The following is a 17,011-nucleotide window of genomic DNA, read 5'->3' on the forward strand; positions in this document are numbered from 1 at the left end:
TTCCCCGGCGGAACAAGCCGAAGGCCGGGGAATCCCACTTCCCGGGTTGATCATCTCTTCGTAGATTTCTAGCCATGACGACGACGAACACCACGACCGCCCCCGCCACCGCCAACCCCGTCCGGCGGGTCCCCCCGGCCAGCCCCGCCGCGGCCGCCGCCTACTTCGCGGCCAGCCTCGCCTTCCACGCGGACGTGTCCGACGTCGCCGCCGCCTTCAAGGCCCACCGCGAGCAGGGCGCCGACCTCGGCTTCCAGCTGATCGACTCCCGCTCCACCCCGTCCTGGGACCAGGCCCACGTGCCCGGCGCGATCCACCTGCCCACCGCGCTCATCCCCGAGCAGGCCGAGAGGCTCCTCGACAAGAACGTCCCCGTGGTCACCTACTGCTGGGGCCCGGGCTGCAACGGCGGCACCCGCTCCGCCCTCGCCCTGGCCGAACTCGGCTTCCAGGTCAAGGAGATGCTCGGCGGCATCGAGTACTGGATCCGCGAGGGCTTCGAGGTCGAGACCTGGCAGGGCCCGCAGCAGCGCGACGGCGCCGACCCGCTGACCGCCCCGACGGACTCGGACGACTGCGGCTGCTGAACCGCCCGCCGCACGACGACGGCCGCCCGCCCCCTTGCGCAGGGGCGGGCGGCCGTCGTCGCGTACCGGGGGGATCAGAGCCGCGAGAGCTCGTCCACCAGGTCGTCCAGGCCCAGCGAACCCTGCGACAGCGCCGCCATGTGCCAGGCCTTCAGGTCGAAGGACTCCCCGTGCGCGGCGCGGGCGTTGTCCCGGCCCAGCAGCCAGGCGCGCTCGCCCAGCTTGTAGCCGATCGCCTGACCCGGCATGGACAGGTAGCGGGTCAGCTCGCTCTCGATGAAGTCCGCCGGCCGGCCGCTGTGCATCCCGAAGAACTCCTGCGCCAGGGCCACCGTCCAGCGCTCGCCCGGGTGGAACGGGGAGTCCGCCGGGATCTCCAGACCCAGGTGCATGCCGATGTCGACGATCACGCGGGCCGCGCGCATCATCTGGCAGTCCAGGTAGCCCAGCCGCTGCTCGGCGTCCTTGAGGTAGCCCAGCTCGTCCATCAGCCGCTCGGCGTACAGGGCCCAGCCCTCGGCGTTCGCGCTGACGAGGCCGACGCTCGCCTGGTAGCGCGACAGCTGGTCGGCCACGTGCGTCCACTGGGCCAGCTGGAGGTGGTGGCCCGGAACGCCCTCGTGGTACCAGGTGGAGACCAGGTCGTACACCGGGAAGCGGGTCTGCCCCATGGTGGGCAGCCAGGTGCGGCCCGGGCGGGAGAAGTCCTCGGAGGGGTTGGTGTAGTACGGGGCCGCCGCGCCGCCCGAGGGGGCGATCTTGGACTCGACCCGCTTGACCCGCTCGGCGAGTTCGAAGTGGGTGCCGTCGAGGTTCTCGATGGCCTCGTCCATCAGCCCCTGGAGCCAGGCCTGGACCTCGTCCACGCCCTCGATGTGGGTGCCGTGCTCGTCGAGGTGGCGCAGCACGTTCCACGGGTTCGGCTCGTCCGGGAGGATCTTGGCCGACTCGGCCTTCATCTCGGCGAGCAGGCGGTGGTACTCGGACCAGCCGTAGGCGTACGCCTCGTCCAGGTCCAGGTCCGTGCCGTTGAAGTAGCGCGACCAGCGGGCGTAGCGCTCGCGGCCCACCGGGTCCGGGGCGTCGGCGACGGCCGGGGCGTACACGTCCCGCACCCAGTCGCGCAGTCCGGTCACGGCCGCGGTCGCGGCGGCGGCCGCCGCGTCCAGCTCGGCGCGCAGGGACTCGGGTCCGGCGGAGGCGAACTCCCCGAAGAAGTCCCGCTCGCCGTCGCCGTCCTGGCCGGCCCAGGTGGTGAGCTGGCCGATGAAGGTGGCGGTGGGGCGGGGGCCGCCGAGGAGCCCGCGCTCCAGGCCGAGGGCGAGGCTCTCGCGGTAGCCGGCGAAGGCGGCCGGCACGGCGCGCAGCCGCTCCGCGATCGCCGCCCAGTCCTCCTCGGTGTCGGCCGGGGTGAGGGTGAAGACCTCGCGGATCTCGTGCGCCGGGGAGTGGATGTTGCTGACGGCGCGCAGGTCCTCGTCGGCCTCGTGGACGGCGAGTTCGGCGTTCAGGCGCTCGCGCAGCAGCCGGCCGCAGCGGCGCTCGGCGTCCGTGTCGGCGCCGGGCAGCAGCTCGGACGCGTCCAGCCGGGCGAGGGTCTCGCGCGAGAGGCGGGCGGCCTCGGCCCGGCCGGCGGGCGAGAAGTCCGGGAGCTTGCCCGAGCTGGCGGCGACACCGAGGTAGGTGCCGATGATCGGGTTGATGGCGATGAGCTCGTCGACGTAGGCGTCGGCGACCTGGCGGGGCAGGAGAGCTGCGCTGTCACCGTGGAGGGTCTCTGACATGCGGACATCTTCGTATGAGCGACACCCCTACGTCATCACCATACGGGCTTGTTCTCCTGACGGAGTCCGGATTCGGCCCGCCTGACGGCCTTGGCCGGCTCCAGCCGGGCGGTGATCACCAGGGTGCCCTCCTCGATCTGGTAGTCCAGCGGCAGGCCGAGTCCGCGCATGGCCGCGACCATGCCGGTGTTGGAGGCCTGGGTGACGGCGTACACGCTGTCGCCGCCGGCCTCCACGGCCATCGCCAGCAGCCGGCGCAGGAGTTCCGAACCGATGCCCCGGCGCTGCCATTCGTCCTCGATGAGCAGGGCGATCTCGGTCTCGTCCCCGTCCCACAGCAGGTGGCCGAGGGCGACGAGCCGGCCGGAGGCGGTGGTGGCGGCCAGGGTGCGGCCGAAGCGGGGGCTGAGCAGGTGGCCGAGGTAGCGGTCGGCGTCGGCGACCGGGCCGTGGTAGCGCAGGGACAGGGTGCGGTCGCTGCACCGCTCGTGCATGGCGCGGGCGGCCGCCAGGTCGGAGCCGTCGGCGCGGCGCACGGTGATCTCGTTGCCCTCGGGGAGGGTCAGCACGTCCCGGCTCCGCGGGACGCGGGGACCCAGGCGGGCGTCGAGCTCGACGAGGGCGCGGGCGCGGGCGAACTCGGTCGGGGTGAAGGGCAGGTAGGGGCGCTCCACGGTGATCGCACCGCCCGAGGGGTCGCGCAGCCGCATCACCGTGGCCTCCAGGACGCCCTCCACGGGGGCGTCCCCGCCCGCGTTGGGGCGGCCCGAGAGGGTGGTGGCGGGGATCGACTGGATGGTGCAGCGGCCGAGCAGCTGGCGCAGGGCGAGGGGGAGTTCGGCGGCGTCCAGGGCGGTGCGGGTGGCCAGGCCCAGGACCCGGGTGGGGGTGTCCACCAGGTCGTGGGCGTCGGCGCGCTCGATCCAGGTGCCGCGGCCGCCGGCCCGGGAGACGGCCCGGGTCAGGTCGGCGGGGGCCAGGTGCGCGGGGGAGCGCAGCAGGAACTCGTCGACCGTGCCGCCCTCGGGGAGGGGGTGCGTCTGGAGGGTCAGGATGTCCACGCCGGCCCGGGCCAGGGCGGTGCACAGCGAGGCGAGGCTGCCGGGCTCGTCGCGCACGGTCGTCCGCATCCGCCAGAGGGCGCCGGCCGCCGGTGCGACCCCGGGCTCCTCCTGCGGCGCCGTGCCGGGCGGACCGGCCGGGGCCGTGGGCCCCGGCGGCGGCGCATGGCTGTGCCGGCGGGCCCACCAGGTGTGGAAGCCCGCCGTGACCAGCAGCGCGACGGCCGAGGCGACCAGCAGGAGCGGGCCGCTCGGGCCGTGCGCGACGAGGTTGGCGATGCCGTCGGCGACGGCGACGGCGCAGAAGAGGGCGGCGAGTTCGACGAGGTCCCGGCGCCAGTGGTGGCGGTGGGGGCGCTGGGCGGCGGAGGCGTGGCTGCGGTCAGTCATGCACACCACTGTGGCGCTCGGGTGTTGCGTGATCACGAACGATCTGTGACCGACTGGTTAAGTGTCGCTCTGGCCGGTTTCTCCCGTTTTTCCGGCAGATTTCCTCAGCCCTCAGCCCTCAGCCCTCAGCCCTCAGTTCCCAGCCTTCAGTCCTCAGGACTGTCCGACGCGGCCGGGCCGGAGCACCCGGGTGAAGAGTACGCCGCCTCCCTGGCGGCGCAACCGCACGGTGAGCTCCCCGCTGTCGCCGTCGATCTCCACCTCGCCGTAGTACGGGGGGTTCTCCGCCGGGGACATGTTGGCGACCGGCGCGGACTGGACGAACTCGGTCCGCGGCCCGAAGGTCGCGTCCAGCCGGCCGGCCGGGAAGCCCCCCGCGCCGATCGGCCCGGAGACGAACTCCCAGAACGGCTCGAAGTCCGAGAAGGCCGCGCGCTCGGGGGCGTAGTGGTTGGCGGCGGTGTAGTGGACGTCGGCGGTGAGCCAGAGGGTGCCGGTGATGTGCTGGTGCTTGATGTGGCGCAGGAGGTCGGCGATCTGGAGCTCACGCCCGAGCGGGGCCCCCGGGTCGCCCTGCGCCACCGCCTCGAAGTCCGTGGCCCCGTCCGGCACCACGATGCCCAGCGGCATGTCGGCGGCGATCACCTTCCAGGTCGCCCGGGAGCGCGAGAGCTCCCGCTTGAGCCAGGCCAGCTGCTCGGTGCCGAGGATGCCGACGGGGTCGTCGGTCTGGCGGCCGGGGGAGTTGGCGTCGCGATAGGTGCGCATGTCGAGCACGAACACGTCCAGCAGCGGGCCGTGCCGCAGCACCCGGTACATCCGGCCCTCGGCGCGTCCGCCGCGCAGGTCGGTCACCGGGAAGTACTCGCCGAAGGCCTGGCGGGCGTGGGCCGCGAGGGTGTCCACGTCCTTGACGGTGTACCGCGGATCGTCCAGCAGCTGGCCCGGGTACCAGTTGTTGCGCACCTCGTGGTCGTCCCACTGGGCGAGGACCGGCACCTGGGCGTAGAACTCGCGCAGGTTGTGGTCGAGCAGGTTGTAGCGGAAGTTCCCGCGGTACTCGTCGAGGGTCTCGGCGACCTTGGCCTTCTCCTCGGTGGTGACGTTGTGCCAGACGCGGCCGTCGGGCAGCGGCACGGCCGCCTTGAGCGGCCCGTCGGCGTAGATGGTGTCGCCGCTGAAGAGGAAGAAGTCGGGGTCGCGCAGCCGCATCTCGTCGAAGACGCGGTACCCGCCCAGCTCGGGGTTGATGCCCCAGCCCTGGCCCGCCAGGTCCCCGGACCACAGGAAGCGCACGCTGTTGCGGCGGGAGACGGGGGTGGTGCGGAAGCTGCCGCGCACCGGCTCGCCGCACCGGCGGGGGTCGTCGGGGTCGGTGAGCACGACCCGGTAGTGGATCTGCCGGCCGGGCGGCAGGTCGCGCAGGGTGGTGGTGCCGGTGAAGTCGGTGGCAGGGCCGAGGAAGGGGCCGCCGTGCCGGTGGACGCCGTAACGGAACGACTCGCTCGGGGAGGTCTCGACGTACATCCGCGCCGGCCGGTCCGACCGCGTCCAGACGGCGGCCGAATGGGCGGTGATCTCGCCGGACTGGACGCCCCAGAGGGCGGCCGGGCGGCCGGAACGGGTGAAGGCGGGGACCCGGGGGGAGGCGGCCAGCGCGGGCGCGGCGAGCGCCGTGGACAGGGCCAGGCCCACCGGGACGGCGAGGGACCCGCCGAGCAGGGACCGTCGGGTGTGCGGCATCGAGGCCATGGGTGCGTCTCCAGGGACGGCTGGGGGGATGGCCGGACCAGTGTGCCGTCGCACACCAGACCGGCCGGGTCGCCCACGCGAACCCCGGATGAACACCCGTCAGCCGATCACGACCGGCGGCGGTGCCGCTGGCCACGACCGGGCGCGCTGCCGCCTGTCAGGCCCCGGCGCGGGGGCCGTCGTCGGGGGCGGTGCCGTGCGCCGTGGTGTGGTTACGGCCGGGGCAGGGGGCCGGCGCCGGTACGGGTACCGGTGCCGGTACCGGGCTCCGTGTCGAGCGCCGTGTCGAATGCCGTGTCGAATGCCGTGTCGCGGATGACCCGGGCGACGAGCGCCGGGTCGTCGTTCATCGGGACGTGCCCGCAGTCCGGCAGCCGCACCAGCCGCGCCCCGGGGATCGTCCGCTTGGCGCGCAGGCCCTGGCGGGGGAGCAGCAGCCGGTCCCGAGAGCCCCAGGCGATCGTCACGGGGAGCCCGGGCAGGTCGTGGGTGAAGCGGACCGGGCCGCCCGCGGCCAGCGTCCGCTCGAAGCCGGTGGCCCCCCGCAGGGCCAGGGTCTCGGCGACCACGGCCTCCGGGGCGCGCCGGCCCGGGCGGGCGTAGATGCTGCCGGTGAGCGCGGCGCGGCCCGCCGCGCTCCGGGCGATTCGCTCCAGGGCAGCCGGGGGCAGGGACCGGGCGCCGGCGCGTATCGCGCGCAGCGCGAGGAAGGCGTAGACCCGCTCGGCCTGCGACCAGAACCCGGCGGGGGAGAGGGCGGTGACGGAGCGGGCGAGACCGAGGCGCCCCATCTCGAGGGCGAGCAGTCCACCGAGGGAGTTCCCCGCGACGTGCGGACGCTCGACGCCGAGCGCGGCGCAGAGCGCCCCGAGGGCCGGGGCGACGGTGGCGAGGTCGTAGGGGACGCCCGGCGGCAGGGGCGCGGAGGCGCCGAAGCCGGGCAGGTCGACGGCGATGACGTCGTACTCGGCCGCCAGGATGCCGGAGACGGGGTGCCAGGCCTGGAGGTGGTGGCCGATGCCGTGCAGCAGGAGGAGGGGTTCGCCGGAGCCCTTGCGCTCGTAGGCGACGGTGGCGGTGCGGGGGCCCAGCGGCGAATCGATCGTGAAGGAGGCCGTGGCGGTCATGCTGCTCCTCGTCGGGTGGACGCGAGTGGGACGGCTCCCATCATTACCGCCCGGTAGGCATCCGGGCGGGAGCTTGGCGAAACGCGGGGCGGGCGCGGGGCGGGCGCGAACATCCTGTGAACGTCTTGCTACATATGCCCGATCTGCCCGGCGGAGTGGCCAGGATTGGTCTTGACCAAGGGGGTGTGCCGTCCTATCGTCGCAGGGATAGTGCAGGAACCTTTAATAAACAAAGGCGCGGAACTGCGGCGCGGAACTGCCGCTGGAACTGCCGCCGGACACGGCGACGGCGGCGATTCAGGAGGAGTCAGGGTGGGGACCACGCAGCTCGAATCGGTACCGGAGCCGAAGTACTGGCACCTGAAGACCGTGCTCAGCGAGGCGCTGGACCGGGACTTCGCGGTCGGCGAGGTCCTGCCGAACGAGCGTGAGCTCGCCGCGCGCTTCGGAGTCGCCCGCGCCACCCTGCGGCAGGCCCTGGAGCAGCTCGAACTCGAAGGCCGCCTGCAGCGCCGCCGCGGGGTCGGCACGACCGTCGCCCCGCCGCGCGTGGGCGTCGCGGTCGGCAACACGGGGCACAGCTGGCCCGGCGAGAGCACCGACGGCTGGGAGACCGTGGACGCCGTCGAGGCCGTTCCGGCCGGCGCGGTCCTCGCCCTGCTCGGCACCACGGCCGACCAGCCGGTCCACACCGTGCGCCGGACCCGCGTCACCCAGGGCCAGGCCGTCGCGGCCGAGCTGCTCTACGTACCCGCCGCCTCCGTGCCCGGGCTCTCCGCCATCGACGCCCCGGCCGGTCCCGCGCGGGCCCGCGCCGTCCTGCGGGAACTCCAGCGGCTCGCGCTGGACGGGCAGGACCGCTCGGTCGAACTGGGCTCCGCCCGCGCCGACGACGCCAAGGAACTGGACCGGCTGCCCGGCGCCCCGGTGCTCGTGGTGACCACCCGCTACTTCACGGCGGAGGGCACGGCCGCGGTCTCGGTGGCCACCTACCGCGCTGACACCTGCCGCCTCACCTTCGGCGACGCGGGCATGGAAATCACCGAAACCCGCGCCGCCTCCTGACCGGAGACAAATCCAGCCCCGCCGGCGTTTGAGGCGCGGGGGTCCGGGGGCGGAGCCCCCGAATCCCTCCAGCCGCGCCGGCGCCTGAGGCGGGGTGGGGAGACGCACCGCGCAGCGGGCCCCGCCCACCCCACGGCACCCGCCCACTCCGCGGCCGCCGGAACTCACCGTGCGGTGACGGTCTTCTCCACCGCGAACAGCTCCTCCTCCACGTGATCCAGCGCGAGCCGCAACGCCCCCGTCGCCACCGCGGCCTCACCCAGCAGCGACAACGCCACCCTCGGCGGCCGCAGGCAGTACCGCTCCAGCTCCCGCCGCAGCGGATCGAGCACCCCGTCCAGCCCGGCCGCCCACCCGCCGACCACCACCAGCTCCGGATCCATCGCCAGCACCAGCGCCGCCACGTCGTGCACCAGCCGCTGGAGGAACCGTTCCACCGCGGCCACCGCCCGCTCGTCGCCCCGCTTGGCCATCGCGAAGACCTCGGCCACCGCAGGCTCGTCCAGCGGATGCAGCGGCTCGCCCGTCGTCGACAGCAGCCGCTCCGGGGTGGCCTCCCGCCCCAGCAGGTGCAGCGCGCCGATCTCGCCCGCCGCGCCGCCGAAGCCCCGGTGCAGCCGGCCCCCGATCAGGGAGCCCGCACCCGGGCTGAGCCCGGCCATCACGAAGACCATGTCGTCGGAATCGCGCGCCGCGCCCTTCCAGTGTTCGGCGACGGCCGCCGCGTTGGCGTCGTTCTCCACCCGGACCGGGCAGCGGAAGGAGCGCCGCAGCCGATCCCCGAGGGGCAGCCCCGTCCAGCCGGGCAGCGCCGTACCGAGGCGGACCGTTCCGTCGGCCTCCACGATGCCCGGGCTGCCGACCCCGACCGCCCGCAGCTGGTCGCGCGGGATCCCGGCCCGGCGCAGCAGATCCGCCACCGCCGCCCTGACCCGCTCCAGCCGCTCATCGGCGGACGCGGTCTCGGCGACCTCCTTCGTCCCGGCCCCGATCACCCGCCCGTCCAGCCCGGACAGCAGCACCGCGATCCGGTGCGAGCCGATCTCGATGCCCAGCAGATGGCCGGCCTCGGCCCGGAAGCGGAACCTCCTCGCCGGACGGCCCTGCCGCCGCGCGCCTTCCTCCGCTTCGGCCTCGACCACCAGACCGGCGCCCATCAGCCCCTCCACCACCCCCTCGACCGTCGGCCGGGAGAGCCCGGTCACCCGGGTGAGGTCGGTGAGCGTCGGCGATTCGGCCGCGCGCAGCGCGCGCAGCACCACGGCCGAATTGATCCGCCTGAGCAGAGAGGGATCCCCGCCGGTCAGCTGCCCCAACGTGTGTCCTCCCAGCTAGCGGCCCTGTCAGGCGGATCGTACTGCGCCTCCGGCGCCGCGGCGAGAAGCGGCCCCCCCTCAGGCCGGTGAGACGAATCCGGACTCGTACGCGGTGATCACCGCCTGGGTCCGGTCCCGCGCCCCCAGCTTGCCCAGGATCGCGCTGACGTGTGACTTGACCGTCTCCGTCCCCACGATCAGCTCGCGGGCGATCTCCACGTTGGTCAGCCCGCGAGCCATGAGCCGCAGGACCGCCTCCTCCCGCTCGGTCAGCGCGGCCCGCTCCAGGGCGGCCCGGGCCTGCCGGTTGCCGTACTCGGCGGCGAGGGACCGCACCGCCGCGGGGAACAGCAGCGTCTCCCCCTCCGCCACCAGCCGCACCGCGTGCACGATCTCCGCCGGCCGGGCCCGCTTCAGCAGGAACCCGTCCGCCCCCGCCCGCAGCGCCTGGTAGACGTACTCGTCGTTCTCGAAGGTGGTGACCACGATGATCTTCGGCGGCGAGTCCACCGACCGCAGGACCGCCCGGGTCGCCTCGATCCCGTCGAGCAGCGGCATTCGCACGTCCATCGCCACCACGTCCGGCCGCAATCGGCGCACCAGGGGGATGACGGACGCCCCGTCCGCCGCCTCGCCCACCACCTCGATGTCGGGCTGGGAGTCCAGGACGGCGCGCAGCCCCGCGCGCACCAGGGGTTCGTCGTCGACGAGCAGTACGGTTACCGGCATCCGGTCAGCGTATTCGCTCCAGCGGAAGCTTCGCGCGCACCCGCCAACCGCCTTCGTGGGGACCGGTGTCGGCCCGGCCGCCGAGCAGTGACGCCCGCTCCCGTATCCCGCGCAGCCCGCTTCCCCCGCCCGTGCTGAAGGAGGGGCGCTCCGGCAGCGGGTTCGTCACCTCCAGCTCCAGTCCGTCCTTCACCATCTCGATCCGCACGCGGACCGGAACGGGGCCGCAGTGGCGCAGCACGTTGGTGAGCGCCTCCTGCAGGATCCGGTACCCCTCCCGGGTGACGGGACCGGGCAACTTCTCCAGCGGGCCCGTCAGTTCGGCGTCCACCGCAGCCCCCGAGGCGCGGGCCGACTCCAGCAGCCGGTCCGCCTCCGCCAGGGTCGGCCGCTGAGAGGCCGGCTGAGCCGACTCCCGCAGTACCAGCAGCACCCTCTCCAGGTCCTCCAGCGCCGCCCGCCCCGTCTCCTCGATGGCGTTCAGCGCGCGGTCCGTGAACTGCGGATCGCCGGCGGCCCGCGCGGCTCCGGCCTGGACGACCGCCACCGTCAGCGCGTGTCCGATGGAGTCGTGCAGCTCCCGCGCGATCCGCGTCCGCTCCAGCAGCTGCTCCGTACGCACCTCCAGCGCGCTGAGCCGCTCGGCGGCCGACGGCCCCAGCAGCCGGCCGGCCACCAGGGTGATCACCTCGCCCAGCAGGACCACGACCACCATGAGCAGGACCAGCGGCAGGGGCGCGAGCAGCGCGGCGGCCCAGGGCGGGAGCGGGGACGGCAGCAGCCAGTCCAGGTCGTCGTTGGGCCCGAACCCGAAGGCGAACCCGATGAGGTCGACGGTGATGACCGGCAGCCAGACCGTGGCGGCCACGGCGACCCCGGCGAAGAGCATCCTGGTCTGCAGCCACAGCAGCGTCCGCCAGCGGTCGCCCCAGCGCGCGGACGGCTCCGCGCTTATCGTGCCTTCGGCGCCGCCCCGCTCGTAGGGAGCGAGAAGGAACCGCGCCTGAAGCCCCTCGGCCGCCCGCACCCAGGGCACGAAGCCGAACGGCACGACGATCAGCAGCGGCATCCACGGCATCTCGGGCGCTATGAACAGCCATATGGCCAGCAGCAGCACGGGCACGCACAGGTGCAACCAGCGGGAGTAGGTCACCGGTTGGAGCGGGGCGCGCAGGAGTCGGTACATGCCTTCATCGTGGCAGCAGCCGATCACCGGGCGTCTCCCCCGTACGGGGGAGACGGGACCCTCGCACGGGGGAGGAAGGGGGAGGGGCCGGACGAGGAATCTTGAGCCATGAACAGCATCGAGCTCCGAGAACTGACCAAGGAATACGGCTCCTCCCGGGCCGTGGACCAGCTGACCTTCGACGTCCTGCCCGGCCGGGTCACCGGCTTCCTCGGCCCCAACGGGGCGGGCAAGTCGACCACGATGCGCCTGCTGCTCGGCCTGGACCGCCCGACCTCGGGCACGGCCACCATCGGCGGCCGGCGCTACCGCGACCTCCCCGACCCGCTGCGCCGGGTCGGAGCGCTCCTGGACGCCCAGGCGGCCCACGGAGGGCGGACCGCGCGGGACCACCTGCTGATGCTCGCGGCGGCCGGCCGGCTCCCGGCGGGCCGGGTGCGGGAGGTCATGGAGCAGACCGGCATATCCTCGGTCTCCGGCCGGCGGATCAAGTCCTTCTCCCTCGGCATGCGCCAGCGCCTGGGCATCGCCTCGGCCCTGCTGGGCGACCCCGAGGTGCTGCTCCTGGACGAGCCCACCAACGGCCTCGACCCGGAGGGCATCGTCTGGATCCGAGAGCTGCTGCGCGGCCTGGCCGACGACGGCCGCACGGTCCTGGTCTCCAGCCACCTGATGTCGGAGACCGCCGCCTTCGCCGACCACCTGATCGTCCTCGGGCGGGGCCGGCTGCTGGCCGACACGTCGATGGAGGAGTTCATCGACGCCCGCAGCACCCCCCGGGTGCGGTTGCGCACCTCCGAACCGGCCCGGCTGCGGGAGGCCCTGGCCCGGGAGGGGTTCGAGCTGGCCGACGCCGATGGCGGGAGCTGGACGGTCGAGGGCATACAGGCCGAGCGGCTCGGCCGGCTCGCCGCCCAGGAGGGCGTACCCGTCCTGGAACTCGCCGACGAGCGGGCCTCGCTGGAACAGGCCTACCTCGATCTGACCGCCGAACACGCCCAGTTCGCCGCCACCCACTGACCCCTCGCCCGAAGGAGGCCCCGCCATGAGCACCGCCCTGCCCATCCGCCCCGTCCTGCACTCGGAATGGATCAAGATACGGTCCCTGCGCGGCAGCCTCGCCGCGCTGATCGCCGTCCCCGCCGCCACGGTGGGCATCCAGGCGCTCGCCGCCGCCGCGATAGGCCAGTCCGAGAGGGGAGCCCTGGGGGAGGACCCCCTCTTCGCCTCCTACTACGGCATCCTCTGGGGCCAGATCGCCGCCATGGCCTTCGGCACGACCACCCTGTCGGCCGAGTTCCACAACGGCGCCCTGCGCACCTCGCTCGCGGCGGTCCCCGGCCGCACCCGCTTCTACCTGTCGAAGATGACCGTGATCGGAGGACTGGCCCTCGCCGTCGGCCTGGTCACCGGTTTCCTGACCTTCGTCGCCGGTCAGGCCTTCATGGGCCCCTACGCCCTCCACCTCGGCGACCCCGGAAGCTACCGCGCCATCGTCGGCAGCGGCCTCTACCTCGCCCTGATCGCCCTGCTCGCGGCCGGGCTGACGGCCCTGCTCCGCAGCGGAGCGCTCGTACTGAGCCTGCTCATACCCCTCCTCCTGATGGTGTCCTTCATCGTGGGTGCGGCCACGGGCGGGGTGGCCGAGTTCCTGCCGGACCGGGCCGGACAGCTGGTGATGCACGGAGCACCAGGGGGCCACCTCGGTCCCTGGAGCGGGCTGGGCGTCCTGGCCCTGTGGGCCGGTGCCGCGCTGGCCGGCGGCTGGCTGGCGGTGCGGCGCAGGGCGGCTTGACGCAGGGCCAGTTGTCAGTGGTGCCCGGGATACTGACGGCATGACCACGGCAGAGCACCTCGACACGATCGACCGGCTCCTGGCCACGGCCTTCCCGACCGGGCCGGAGGGCGGCCCGGGGCACGGCGGAGGCCCGGGGCATCTCCTGGTCACGCTCAGCACGACCCGCGACTTCCGGTTCGATGACGGTTCGGGCCGGGAGGAGGCGGCCGATCAGATCGACGCCGAGTGCGAGGCCCTGGTCCAGGCCCTGACCGGCCGCTGGGGCGAGCCGCAGGTCTTCGCCGTGGGCTCCCTGCGGGACCGGGGGTTCGCGGGGGAGGGGATACCGGAGCCCTGGGACGAGATCGGGCACACCACCGGCCACGTGCACCTGTGGCGGGCCGGGGAGCGGTGGCTGGTGGTGTACGTCGCCCAGTGGGAGGTGGAGTTCCCCTACCTGCTGACGGCGGTGACCACCGTGACCGACCCGCCCTAGCGGCCCTCCGCCGCCTCGCGGAGGCGGGCGTACTCCTCGGCCATGGTCGCGGCGGTCCAGTGGGCGTTGAGGCCGCTCGGGTTCGGCAGCGCCCAGATGCGGGTGGTGCCGATGGTGCGCTCCTGCGGGCCGATGACGGCCTTCCGCTCGCCGTAGGCGGTGCGGTAGGCGGTGATCCCCACCACGGCCAGCCACCGGGGGCGCAGCCGCTCCACCTTCGCCGTCAGGATCCGGCCGCCCTCGCGGAACTCCTCGGCGCTCAGCTCGTCGGCGCGGGCGGTGGCCCGGGCGACGACGTTGGTGATGCCGAGGCCGTAGGAGAGCAGCTCCCGCTGCTCGGCGGGGGCCAGCCGGCGGGGGGTGAAGCCGGACAGGTGCAGGACCGGCCAGAAGCGGTTGCCGGGGCGGGCGAAATGGTGGCCCGTCGCGGCGGAGAGGAGGCCCGGGTTGATACCGCAGAACAGCACACGCAGACCGCCCGCGACCACGTCCGGGAGGACGCGGTCGCGGGCGGCTTCGAGCTCATCGGGGGTCAGAGGATCGACCCGGGGGCGTAACCGGCGGCTTCCGGGTGCTCCTTGGCGATGGCCTCGATACGGGAGACCACGCTCGCGACCTGGTCGCCCGCGGCGCCCGTGAAGGACAGCTTGTCGGCCATCAGGGCGTCCAGCTGCGCGCGGTCCAGCGGCATCCGGTCGTCGGCCGCGAGCTTGTCGAGGAGCTCGTTGCGCTCGGCGCCCTGCTCGCGCATGGCCAGGGCGGAGGCGACGGCGTGCTCCTTGATGACCTCGTGCGCGGCCTCGCGGCCGACACCGGCCCGCACCGCGCCCATCAGGACCTTGGTGGTCGCGAGGAACGGCAGGTAGCGGTCCAGCTCGCGGGCCACGACGGCCGGGAAGGCGCCGAACTCGTCGAGGACCGTCAGGAAGGTCTCCAGCAGGCCGTCGAAGGCGAAGAAGGCGTCCGGCAGGGCCACCCGGCGGACGACGGAGCAGGAGACGTCGCCCTCGTTCCACTGGTCGCCGGCCAGCTCGCCCGTCATCGAGGCGTAGCCGCGCAGGATGACCATCAGGCCGTTCACGCGCTCGCAGGAGCGGGTGTTCATCTTGTGCGGCATCGCGGAGGAGCCGACCTGGCCGGGCTTGAAGCCCTCGGTGACCAGCTCGTGGCCGGCCATCAGGCGGATCGTCTTCGCGATCGACGACGGGGCGGCGGCCAGCTGCACCAGGGCGGTGACCACGTCGTAGTCGAGGGAGCGCGGGTAGACCTGGCCGACCGAGGTGAACGCCTGCGCGAAGCCGAGGTGGGCGGCGATGCGCTGCTCCAGGTCGGCCAGCTTGGCGGTGTCCCCGCCCAGCAGGTCGAGCATGTCCTGGGCGGTGCCCACCGGGCCCTTGATCCCGCGCAGCGGGTAGCGCTGGAGGAGGTTCTCCAGGCGGTCGTAGGCGACCAGCAGTTCGTCGGCGGCGGTCGCGAAGCGCTTGCCCAGGGTGGTGGCCTGCGCGGCGACGTTGTGGGAGCGGCCGGCCATGACCAGCTCGGCGTGCTCGCCGGCGAGCTTGCCGAGGCGGGCGAGGACGGCGACGGTGCGGTCGCGGGCGAGCTCCAGCGAGAGCCGGATCTGCAGCTGCTCGACGTTCTCGGTGAGGTCGCGGGAGGTCATGCCCTTGTGGACGTGCTCGTGGCCGGCGAGGGCGTTGAACTCCTCGATCCGGGCCTTCACGTCGTGCCGGGTGACCTTCTCGCGCTCGGCGATGGAGGCGAGGTCGACGGTCTCCAGGACGCGCTCGTAGTCGGCGAGCGCGGCGTCCGGGACCTCGATGCCGAGGTCCTTCTGGGCGCGCAGGACGGCGAGCCACAGCCGCCGCTCCAGCGTCACCTTGTACTCGGGGGACCACAGGACGGCGAGCTCCGCGGAGGCGTAGCGGCCGGCCAGGACATTGGGGATGCGGGGCTTGGCTGTCACGTGTAGGGATTCTACTGGGGCTTGAGCTGTGCGTTTACGCAGGTGGGGGCAGTGCTCGCAATTGTGGCTTGCTACAAGAGCGGCGGGGTGCCGTATGGCAGAAGCTCCGGGCGCTTCGGGGGGCGGCCGTCGCCCGAGGAGCGGCCCGTCAGACGGCGGCCGATCCAGGGCAGCAGGTGCTGCCGGGCGAAGCGCAGGTCCTCGGTGCGCCGGACGCCCCAGCCCGGGGCGGAGGCGGGCGGCAGGGGCGCCCGCCAGTCCTCCTCTGCGGGCAGCTCCAGGGCCTGCCAGACGGCCTCCGCCACCCGGCGGTGCCCCTCGTCCGTCAGGTGCAGCCGGTCGACGTCCCACAGGCGCGGATCCCCGAGCACCGGGGCCCCGTACAGGTCCACCAGCACCGCGCCGTGGCGTGCGGAGAGCTCCTCGAGGATGCCGAAGAGCTCCTCCATGCGCGGCCGGAAGCGCTCCATCACCGGACCGTTGCGGCCCGGCGAGCGCATCAGGACGAGCCGTCCGCAGGAGGGCGCGAGCAGCTCCACCGCGGCCTCCAGGTGACCCCGGACGCGCCCCATGTCCACCTTGGGCCGCAGGGCGTCGTTGAGCCCGCCCACCAGGGTCACCACGTCCGCGCGCATCGCCGCAGCGGCCGGGGCCTGGTCCTCGGCGATCTGCCCGATCAGCTTCCCGCGCACCGCGAGGTTCGCGTAGCGGAAGCCCGGCTCGCGCGCCGCCAGCCGGGTGGCGAGGAGGTCGGCCCAGCCCCGGTAGGAGCCGTCCGGAAGCAGGTCGGACATGCCCTCGGTGAAGGAGTCGCCGACCGCGACGAAACTGGTGTAAGACACATTCATCCCCATGGCGCAGCGATGCTACCGCGCGGTACCCCGGCCCCGCAGGGCCGGGGCACCAAGGACCCGCTCGGGCCCCGCCTAGGCCGAGGCCGGCTTCCCGAAGAGCTCGCGCAGGACGTCCTCCATCGTCACCAGCCCCGTCATGGCCCCGTCCGCCCCCTGGACCGCCGCCAGGTGGGTGCGGCTGGCCCGCATGGCGGTCAGCACGTCGTCCAGCGGGGTCTCCGCCCGCACCTGCGCGATCGGGCGCAGCGCCGACACCGGGAAGGGCTCGTCCCGCTCCACCACGTCCAGGGTGTCCTTGACGTGCAGGTAGCCGAGGATCCGCCGCTGCCCGTCGACGACGGGGAAGCGGGAGTAGCCGGACTCGGCCGACAGCCGCTCCAGCCCGGCGGCGGTGATCCCCTGCCGGGCCCGGACCACCCGGTCCACGGGCAGCGCCACATCGGCGACGGGCCGGCGCCCCAGTTCCAGGGCGTCGTGCAGCCGCTCGCTCGCCCGGCCGTCGATCAGCCCGGCCTCATTGGAGTCCTTGACCATCCGGGCCAGCTCGTCGTCAGAGAAGGTGGCCGCGACCTCGTCCTTCGCGTCCACCCGCAGCAGCCGCAGCAGGGTGTTGGCGAAGGCGTTGATGGCGAAGATCACGGGCTTCAGGGCGTGGGCCATCGCCACCAGCGGCGGCCCCAGCAGCAGCGCCGTGCGCACCGGCTCGGCCAGCGCCACGTTCTTCGGCACCATCTCGCCGAAGAGCATGTGCAGGTACGTGGCCAGCGCCAGCGCGATCACGAAGGAGATCACGTGCGTCAGGCCGGAGGGCACCCCGAGGGCGTCGAGCAGCGGGCCCAGCAGGTGCGCGATGGCCGGCTCGGCCACGACGCCCAGCACCAGGGTGCACAGGGTGATGCCCAGCTGGGCCGCCGCCATCAG

At 73.7% G+C, this 17,011-nt stretch carries 16 protein-coding genes; 5 read left to right on the plus strand and 11 right to left on the minus strand.

The genetic code is table 11. The features are described from left to right. Positions 1–74 precede the first annotated feature (74 nt). Complete coding sequence (locus tag AB0O29_RS23545) at positions 75–587, plus strand: rhodanese-like domain-containing protein (protein WP_365154343.1); 513 nt, start codon at positions 75–77, stop codon at positions 585–587. 74 nt (positions 588–661) lie between these two features. Here the strand turns inward: AB0O29_RS23545 and AB0O29_RS23550 are convergent, their stop codons facing one another. From AB0O29_RS23550 to AB0O29_RS23565, 4 genes are all read right to left on the minus strand, one after another. Next, positions 662–2,371: a DUF885 domain-containing protein gene (locus tag AB0O29_RS23550; protein ID WP_365154345.1), complete on the minus strand. Its 1,710-nt coding sequence runs from the start codon at positions 2,369–2,371 to the stop codon at positions 662–664. Between the two features lie 35 nt (positions 2,372–2,406). Continuing rightward, a complete protein-coding gene (locus AB0O29_RS23555) occupies positions 2,407–3,822 on the minus strand; it encodes a GNAT family N-acetyltransferase (RefSeq protein ID WP_365154347.1) in 1,416 nt (471 codons plus the stop codon). A gap of 153 nt (positions 3,823–3,975) precedes the next feature. Further along, the gene (locus AB0O29_RS23560; RefSeq protein WP_365154372.1) at positions 3,976–5,565 is read right to left on the minus strand and encodes an alkaline phosphatase D family protein; all 1,590 of its coding nucleotides are present in this window, start codon (positions 5,563–5,565) and stop codon (positions 3,976–3,978) included. 221 nt (positions 5,566–5,786) lie between these two features. Beyond that, positions 5,787–6,701: an alpha/beta fold hydrolase gene (locus AB0O29_RS23565; RefSeq protein WP_365154349.1), complete on the minus strand. Its 915-nt coding sequence runs from the start codon at positions 6,699–6,701 to the stop codon at positions 5,787–5,789. A gap of 312 nt (positions 6,702–7,013) precedes the next feature. Between AB0O29_RS23565 and AB0O29_RS23570 the strand changes: the two genes are divergently transcribed. Beyond that, positions 7,014–7,766, plus strand: coding sequence for a GntR family transcriptional regulator (locus AB0O29_RS23570; protein ID WP_365154351.1), 753 nt, complete (start codon positions 7,014–7,016; stop codon positions 7,764–7,766). Positions 7,767–7,930: 164 nt separating this feature from the next. Here AB0O29_RS23570 and AB0O29_RS23575 read toward each other — a convergent pair whose 3' ends face one another. The 3 genes from AB0O29_RS23575 to AB0O29_RS23585 form a co-directional block, all read right to left on the minus strand. Continuing rightward, the gene (locus AB0O29_RS23575) at positions 7,931–9,082 is read right to left on the minus strand and encodes an ROK family transcriptional regulator (RefSeq protein WP_365154353.1); all 1,152 of its coding nucleotides are present in this window, start codon (positions 9,080–9,082) and stop codon (positions 7,931–7,933) included. 78 nt (positions 9,083–9,160) lie between these two features. Next, complete coding sequence (locus tag AB0O29_RS23580) at positions 9,161–9,811, minus strand: response regulator transcription factor (RefSeq protein ID WP_365154355.1); 651 nt, start codon at positions 9,809–9,811, stop codon at positions 9,161–9,163. Between the two features lie 4 nt (positions 9,812–9,815). Continuing rightward, positions 9,816–10,997, minus strand: coding sequence for a histidine kinase (locus AB0O29_RS23585; RefSeq protein ID WP_365154356.1), 1,182 nt, complete (start codon positions 10,995–10,997; stop codon positions 9,816–9,818). A 108-nt stretch (positions 10,998–11,105) separates the two neighbouring features. On the opposite strand from AB0O29_RS23585, the gene AB0O29_RS23590 reads away from it, so the two are divergent. From AB0O29_RS23590 to AB0O29_RS23600, 3 genes are read left to right on the plus strand one after another with little or no spacing between them, the layout of a single operon-like run. After that, positions 11,106–12,017, plus strand: coding sequence for an ATP-binding cassette domain-containing protein (locus AB0O29_RS23590; RefSeq protein ID WP_365154358.1), 912 nt, complete (start codon positions 11,106–11,108; stop codon positions 12,015–12,017). 25 nt (positions 12,018–12,042) lie between these two features. Further along, positions 12,043–12,792, plus strand: a complete 750-nt coding sequence (locus AB0O29_RS23595) for an ABC transporter permease (RefSeq protein ID WP_365154360.1) — start codon at positions 12,043–12,045, stop codon at positions 12,790–12,792. Positions 12,793–12,832: 40 nt separating this feature from the next. After that, the gene (locus AB0O29_RS23600; RefSeq protein WP_365154361.1) at positions 12,833–13,270 is read left to right on the plus strand and encodes a hypothetical protein; all 438 of its coding nucleotides are present in this window, start codon (positions 12,833–12,835) and stop codon (positions 13,268–13,270) included. Here AB0O29_RS23600 and mug read toward each other — a convergent pair. The 4 genes from mug to AB0O29_RS23620 all read right to left on the minus strand — a co-directional run. Continuing rightward, positions 13,267–13,806: a G/U mismatch-specific DNA glycosylase gene (gene mug / locus AB0O29_RS23605; protein WP_365154374.1), complete on the minus strand. Its 540-nt coding sequence runs from the start codon at positions 13,804–13,806 to the stop codon at positions 13,267–13,269. The two genes, AB0O29_RS23600 and mug, sit on opposite strands and share 4 nt — an antisense overlap. Beyond that, positions 13,803–15,236: an adenylosuccinate lyase gene (gene purB / locus AB0O29_RS23610; protein ID WP_365154363.1), complete on the minus strand. Its 1,434-nt coding sequence runs from the start codon at positions 15,234–15,236 to the stop codon at positions 13,803–13,805. Before purB ends, mug begins: the two co-directional genes overlap by 4 nt. Before the next feature lie 71 nt (positions 15,237–15,307). Beyond that, entirely contained in the window at positions 15,308–16,090 is a 783-nt protein-coding gene (locus AB0O29_RS23615) for an SGNH/GDSL hydrolase family protein (RefSeq protein WP_365154365.1), read from the minus strand. Positions 16,091–16,162: 72 nt separating this feature from the next. Further along, positions 16,163–17,011: hemolysin family protein (locus AB0O29_RS23620; protein WP_365154367.1), on the minus strand; the 849-nt coding region annotated here is incomplete at its 5' end.

The sequence above is a fragment of the Streptomyces sp. NPDC089915 genome, assembly GCF_040684675.1.
Taxonomy (GTDB): domain Bacteria; phylum Actinomycetota; class Actinomycetes; order Streptomycetales; family Streptomycetaceae; genus Streptomyces.